Consider the following 6873-nt stretch of genomic DNA (forward strand, 5'->3'; position numbering starts at 1 on the left):
AGAGGCGGAATGAAGCTCAATTTGAAATAAATCTGAATTTTTTCTAAATTTTCCTTGCTCAATTTTTTTTGTCCGGTATACTTGCCGGCGTTTTTGGCCATCCCAATATATTCGACTTTCTCTCGTCATTTTTCTACAACGTATCTACCTGCGGAGAGTCTCCGGTTGAGGTGTCACTTCACCTCAACCGACGTCGCGCGGAACAACAACTTGTGGGTAAATTCTGTTTCCAATTCAAGGGGGATGTATGTCTACGCCGCTTGTTCCAATTCAAATCCCTTCGATTTACAAGAAAAACGGAATCCGGGTACCGCTTCCGGCTCGCATGGCCAAATGTGCCCCTGATATGCTGGCTGCCATCCGGGCTACCGAAAAGGAGGTTGAACAGGCGGGAGGGAACCTCTACCTGTCAGACCTTTTTCGCAGTTATGAAATGCAGCTTGGCTCGCATCTGGATTATGTGAAAGGTAAGAAGTCAGCCTTTAGCCCTCCACCGGGTGGAAGTATGCACGAAGCCGGGCGCGCGCTGGACCTGGATCTGGACGCGCTCAATATGAAGCTCTCCACGTTTTGGGAGATTGCCAGCCACTCGGGACTCGTCCCTATTATCTCAACGCCCAACGCCAGCAAAAGCGAAGCCTGGCACTTTGATTGCCGGGGCAGCCACGACCGGGTGTATCAGTATTATTCGACGGGAAAAGCGTCCAATATGAAACCCTATACGGCGATGGCCGTGAGTGGTATTTTGGCGATTGATGTTCAAGTGGACCGGTTCAAATCCAAACAAACCGAGGCCAAAATCCAGGCGGCGCTCATCCGACTCGGCTTTGATCCGGGGGCGATTGATGGCGACCTTGGCAATCGTTCAAAAGCCGCCCTCAGTACGGTTGGGATTGCCTTTACCACTCCGGCTGAAGTATACGCGGCGCTCGATACCAAACTCCGGGAAGCCTTTCCAACGGAGTTTGCCATTGATTCAGATGGTGATGGCATACCTGATGCCGACGACGAGTTTGATCATTCGCTGCCGGGGCATATCATTCAATAATACCCGTCAGGAGTCAGAAGTTCTTCAAGTTTATTCTTTGGAAGTTCCTTAGAGACTGTTTGGAAATTCCTGGAATTTCCATAAGGCATTGATTTGAAAGAAAACTGCTTCTACCGGATTTTGTGTTAGGTCAGGCCGGTGTTGGAAATAAAGGGCTTGTCAGTACCACCTGCGTGAGCGGGTTGGGTTGGAAAGCAAACAGACCCACCCACTCACGCGGGTGGTACTGACTCATTGGTTCTTTTGATTCGTCTCCAACACAAAATCCGGTAGAAACAGAAAGAAACTCGTTCTTGAGCCCGCGAAGCGGGTGGCCGGCTCGTAGCCCCGGATGGAGCGCAGCGGAGTCCGGGGAACCGAATTTCGCCTGGTTCAAACCCGCGCAGCGGGTGTCGGCAACCAGAATCGAAGACTGCCGGCGCCTCCTTCGGAGGCTCACTTCGGAACGGCACGTGGCCCCAGGGTTCGAAGACTCACCCTGGGCTACGAGCCTTCCACCCGCTTCGCAGGTTCAAACACTGAATTTCCAAACAGTCTCTTAAAGATTTTCAGTTACACGTGTGCCAGTCGCATCAAGGAAGACTTATGACCGAATTGATTCTATTTGAAAAAAATCGGCCTTTGCTGGAGGGAAACAGCGCCCTGGGGATTGAGATTGGAATCAATCAGGAGCCAACCCTTCTGCTGGCTTTTCGCAATGACACCCCGCCAGACCGGCAAATCGAACTCGGTTATATCTCGGTCAGTACGTCCGGCGGATCAGATATTCAGTTTGCCGGTGACAAGGGAATGGTGACTTTTAAGGCTGGGGCTTCGGCGGGAGCTGGAATGGGGATTTACTGGAACAGCCCAAATGTTATCAACGCTCTTGCGCTCGATGAAAAATCACTCGCTGGATTTTCATTACCTTCAGCGGCGACTCATTACTATTCATTGTTGCGATGGGGATATGACGTCAATGCTTCATTTGACGCCAGCGTCGGGCTTGGGTATGGAACGGTCTCTTTTGGCGGTGATGGGCACTTTGAGCGAACGTTTGCGGTGCTCCGGCGCTTTCCATTTCAAACCGGAATCCGCACTGCCTTTACCGGAACGGTCAATAGCTGGAAACTTCCTAAAAGTGTTCAGTCAGAAACAGATTTAGAGCCTGGCACCTGGCTCATTTCAGCCGTTGACGGCTCACTGGGGCTCAACGTTGGGGCTCAATTCGGCTTTGATTTCAACTGGGTTCGTGAAGCCCAACTGGGCGGATTAACCGGGGATATTGGACTCCGGCTGCAGCTTGGCGTGGGGGTGGTGCTTGGGTTTTCAGCCAGTGGACAGTTTGCCATTGTGGTCAGCCGCGAATCCCTGGACGCAACCGATCAAAAAATTCAGGTCCGGGTATACAAGCTCAAAATGCGCGGCTGGGATTTTGCCTTTAATGCCGGGGCACGCGTTGAGCCCAGATTTGAATTGCCGAAATCCGCGGATGATTTGATTGCGGCAGTGTTTGGCGTCCAGGCGGAACAGGTGCTCAAAGGACTGGAAGAATGGACAAATCCAGGTCATAGATTAACCGAATTGCTTGGCGACCAGGTTGATGAATATGCCCGGACGTTATTAACCCGGCTCACTGGCCTTGATACTGTGACGGATGCCCGCGGGAACTTACTGGAATTCCTCGAAGCCTGGCAAATTCTGCCGCACCCGGTTGCCACTGTCATCTGGAAAATTGCCCGAGATGAACCAAAGAAGGGATCCGACTCACGCCTGGGCGAATTTCAACACTTTCTGGCTGCTTTGTCTGAAGGGAACGAAGAAGCCATTCAACGTGAATTGGCCGCCTGGCTCGAACGGGTTGATTTTCTGGATACGCCGATTGGCCAGTGGCTCAGTGCTTTTGGCACCGACGGCATTTTGACGGTGCTTGATAACATCCCAGCACTTCAGCAACTTGCTCGGGCGACAGTCCGAGTGTTTGGTGGAGGGGAAACGAACCGGCTCCTGGGTGGTATTTTCCAACTGGTTCAAAAATTTATTGAAGATACACTCAAAATTGACCTTGGAAAGTTGAAAGAGATCAGTACAAAGGCTGACTTTGACAATCTGGACCTGTTCCTCAAAGGAAAACTGGCTGAGTTTCTCGGTGTCAAACTCGATCAGGTGTTTGGAAAACTTGGCGATATTCAGAAAACGATTGAATTTTTATTGAGCAAGCAGGAAGAGCTTTACACCAAAACCCTCAACACACTTCGCCAGAGCTATGATTTTAACATCCAGGCCGTTGTGCAGCGGAGCACAACCCGAACGGCACTCATTGATGTTGAATTTGATTTTGGGGCTGGTGACCCGGCTCTGCTTCGTCAATGGCTCCACAAAGCGATTGCCGGAGATTTCACTGAAATAGTGTTGAATCCAAAGCCCGGAGTCCGGTTGCGCAAAGGCGTGTTGACTCACGAAATTACCCGCAGTTCATTTGTTGAGGTATCGCTCCCGTATTTTTCAAGCCGAACCACCAACCTTTCCAAATCGCTGGCCAGCCTGAATGCAGTGGATGAAGCGAATGGTCGGTTGTTGCTGTATACCCTGGATGCAACAAATCAAAAAACAGCCAGAATCAATGCCCATGCGGTTCGCCAAAGCAGCCTGACCGTTGGGTTGAGCCTCGCTTCGACGGGTGGTCAACTCGTTCGACATTCTCAAACGTCTGCCAGGTATGGCTACAATTACCGCCAGTTTGTCAAAGATATGAAGCGGGTGGATTTCGAACGTCTGCTGGAGCCCTGGATTGAGGCATACTTTCCCAGGGCGTTTGGCGTTGAAGGAAAAGCTGATTTTCCAGAATGGGTGAGTGTGGTTGATGACCTGTTGGAAAAACAACTGGACAATGGCCCTGGTATTGTGGGCGATACACTGATTCATCTGGAAGTCTCGCTCCCCGGAAACCTGGTTACTGCCTGGCTCAATACCAGACCCGACAAAAACGATCCTCTCTATGAACGGCTCTCCATCCGATTGCAGCGCAAAGTCAAAGAAGTCCTGGCGTTTTACTTTTTGATGGATCCCAAACGCTATGAAACCAAAGTTCCAACCCAGACCCTGCTGGTGTTTGCCTCGATGCCGCCCATTGCAACGAATGACAAAAACTACTGGGATTGGCGGAAAAGTACGAGCCCGGTGGTTCAGCATCCAACCACAACTGAACAATTGAAAAAACGCCTGGCCGTGGTCAAGCCAATGCTCCAGAAGTTTGACAAACTCAAGGATGATGCTGAGTTTTATGACCCGAAGCAGGCTGAAGTGTTACAATTACAGGCGACTTCGGGGATTGGCGCCGAGTTTCTCAGGCAATTGCTGCACTTTGAAGAAACAATTGTTTTTGGCGCCATCAATGCCGCGATTGAGTTAGCCAGCTTCAAAAACGACGCTGACCAGAAACCTGAAGACGCCATCGAAAGCCTGGCAAAGTTTGGGGTGAAAGTCGTTGAAACCTTTCACTCCAACGTTGGCAAAGCGTATGGCGGCATCGAAATCAATGCGCTTCAGAGCCTCATTTTTATCGAAGCCGCCGCAGTCCTGGCGGATCTCCCCAATCCACCACGACCAAATGCTCTGTTGAGCCTGTCGTTTTTGAATCGAAACGCCACCATCACCGCCGAACAAATCGCTGCCGGAGAAAACCCCACATCTGAAGAGCTGGCCCTGGCCGAACGCCTGATTCACATCGAAGGCTAATACCATTTTGGAAGGAAGCCCTCATACTATGGGAAGGCTAAAATATTGAAAGTATTGTATTTCCCTTAGCCCTTAGCCCGATACCCTTAGCCCAAATTGGTATAACTCAACCTGTCCCCTTACCTGGAAAAGGAGGCGCTATGTCGTTGTTTGATACCCGGTTAAGCCGTGTGAATACAGAGATTTGGAAAACAACTGGTCCACTGGTCCTTCCTGAACGGCAGATCCCAGAAGTCTCAGGCCGAAAAAATGTTGGGGTGACCTTTTCAGGCGGAGGAACGCGCTCAGCTTCGGCGACGCTCGGTCAGCTTCGAGCACTCAATGCACTCGGATTGATTTCAGGCATCCGATACCTGTCCTGTGTTTCAGGCGGTTCCTGGGCAAGTATTCCGTTTCTGTATCTGCCTGAAAATTACTCGGATGAATTGTTTTTAGGACCAGTCATTGAGCCGCAGAACATTACCCTGTCAAACCTGGTTTCAGCACCGCCCGGAAGTTTATCCCACACGATTGCCAATTCTGAGATTGTCCGTTCGTTTCTCGATGCATTGTTTAATCTGGGTGGATTTGAAGCCTTTTCCCGAGCACTGGGGAAAATATTTCTGGACCCGTTCGGCATTGGCTCGGTTGAAAAGTTTTTCACCTATTCAGCCACGACCCGAAGCGGTATTCGCCAGACGAATCCAAAAATGCGCGACGAAGATTTCTATCTCCAGAAATCAAATCGGCCATTCTGGATTGTTGGCGGAACCTTGTTTGAAGAAAGCGAGAAAGATTCAAACTATCATTTTGAGTTCACACCACTGTATGCCGGTATTTCAACCCTGCATCAGGGGCAGGGAATCAATGGCTTGAACATTGGTGGTGGCTATGTCGAACCATTTGCCTTTGATTCTGAATCTCCAGGTGATCAAGGCGGCCCTGGAATGACTTTTACGTGCAAACTTGGTGGAAAAGCACACTGGTTGACGCTCAGTGACGTGATTGGAACCAGTGGCGCTGCCCCAGCCAGAGTTTTGAACGAAATGGGGTTGGATTGGATTGGTTTTCCAGAGTTCCGTTACTGGCCTCCGGCGGATATGCCACGCGCCAATTTGGAGAAAAGCTACCCATTTGGAGATGGTGGTTTTCTGGAGAACCTGGGATTGATTGCGTTGCTCAAGCGCAAAGTTGAGCGGATTGTCTGCTTTGTCAACACGCGTGACCGACTTGAAAAACGATCTAACGGCTCGCTTTCCATCAATACGTCACTGCCGCCGCTGTTTGCTCGGGCCGGAGACTTTACACTCAACCATGTCTTTCCTGAGGTGGGATTCCAAAAACTGGTTGATGGTCTGCTTGCAGCCCAATCAGCCGGTGGACCGGTGATGTTCCAGGATCGCTATCAGGTACTTGAAAATGCGTTTTATGGTGTGCCGGGCGGGTGGGAAGTTGATGTCCTGTGGGTGTACAACAACCGTGTCCCGACCTGGGAAGCCAGATTGACATCCCAGGTCCGGGAACTGCTGAAAACTTCAAAATTCGAACGGTTTCCGCACTACAAAACCTTTGGTGAAAACCTGCCGCACATCATTGATTTAACGCCCGAACAGGTTGAACTGCTGGCCCACCTTTCGTGCTGGAATGTGCTGTCACACGAGGCGGTCTTTGACGCCTTTTTGAATGGAGCCACCTGATTGTCACTCTTCAGATTCCAATCTGCACATTACACCCGGAGGGCATTTCCAGACATACTTGCCAGTGGTGTCAATGTACCCAACGTCGTCAGCCGCCAGTCCGTGGCGAAATCTGGAAAAGTAGCCGTTGCTGCGAGGTTCCTTCTCAGGAACAATCGCTTTCTTTCCTTTTTTATCAATAAAATAGCTTTCAAGACCGACCGTGACGTAGGCAAACCCTTCGGAAAATGGAAACGCTTCGTCAAAGACAGCCGGAATTACAACCTTACCGGTTTTATCAATAAATCCATATTCTCGTGTTTTACCAATTTAAGCAGCAGGTTTCTTCTGTAACTTATTGAAAATACAGCGGAGTGGGTTTTTTCGATAGTTTCTCAAAACCACGCCTTTGAGGGCAACTTCCGAAAAAAGAATGATCGAGGCATCCAGTAC

General features: G+C 50.2%; 4 protein-coding genes. 3 read left to right on the top strand and 1 reads right to left on the bottom strand.

What is annotated here, in order from left to right:
• Positions 1–247: 247 nt before the first annotated feature.
• The 3 genes from HY774_25310 (at position 248) to HY774_25320 (ending at position 6441) form a co-directional block, all read left to right on the top strand.
• Entirely contained in the window at positions 248–1048 is an 801-nt protein-coding gene (locus HY774_25310; protein ID MBI4751816.1) for a hypothetical protein, read from the top strand.
• 585 nt (positions 1049–1633) lie between these two features.
• A complete protein-coding gene (locus HY774_25315) occupies positions 1634–4765 on the top strand; it encodes a hypothetical protein (GenBank protein ID MBI4751817.1) in 3132 nt (1043 codons plus the stop codon).
• Between the two features lie 140 nt (positions 4766–4905).
• Complete coding sequence (locus HY774_25320; protein MBI4751818.1) at positions 4906–6441, top strand: hypothetical protein; 1536 nt, start codon at positions 4906–4908, stop codon at positions 6439–6441.
• A gap of 3 nt (positions 6442–6444) precedes the next feature.
• Here the strand turns inward: HY774_25320 and HY774_25325 are convergent, their stop codons facing one another.
• A complete protein-coding gene (locus HY774_25325) occupies positions 6445–6750 on the bottom strand; it encodes a WG repeat-containing protein (GenBank protein ID MBI4751819.1) in 306 nt (101 codons plus the stop codon).
• Positions 6751–6873 lie beyond the last annotated feature (123 nt).

Source organism: Acidobacteriota bacterium (genome assembly GCA_016208495.1).
Classification (GTDB): domain Bacteria; phylum Acidobacteriota; class Blastocatellia; order Chloracidobacteriales; family Chloracidobacteriaceae; genus JACQXX01.

Bases quoted from the DNA above. Each gene is read 5' to 3' on its own strand.
- HY774_25315 (MBI4751817.1), top strand. From the start codon at position 1,634: ATGACCGAATTGATTCTATTTGAAAAAAATCGGCCTTTGCTGGAGGGA.
- HY774_25320 (MBI4751818.1), top strand. From the start codon at position 4,906: ATGTCGTTGTTTGATACCCGGTTAAGCCGTGTGAATACAGAGATTTGG.
- HY774_25310 (MBI4751816.1), top strand. From the start codon at position 248: ATGTCTACGCCGCTTGTTCCAATTCAAATCCCTTCGATTTACAAGAAA.